Origin of the sequence: Acidovorax sp. Root219 (assembly GCF_001428665.1) — a bacterium.
Taxonomy (GTDB): Bacteria; Pseudomonadota; Gammaproteobacteria; order Burkholderiales; family Burkholderiaceae_C; genus Acidovorax.
In genome coordinates, this window is record NZ_LMIJ01000020.1 from 1 (window position 1) to 236 (window position 236).

A 236-nucleotide genomic window follows, 5' to 3' on the forward strand; every position below is an offset into this window, starting at 1 on the left:
TTTCTTCTACACCCTCCAAGAGAAAGTCACCAAAGAGAAGGCGGCCCCCAGTCTGCGTCCCCCTTTCGCCCTGTCGGGCGATGGGGGCAACCTGCGATGCTCGGAACTGGGGTGGTGCCGATGAACTCGCTGCGTTCTTCGAACTCCGCTCAAACAGCATCGGCAAGCCAGAGCACGAAGTGCGTGTGTCCTTCGGCACACGCACCCACCCCAGCCCCTGCGCTTCTCGGCGCAGC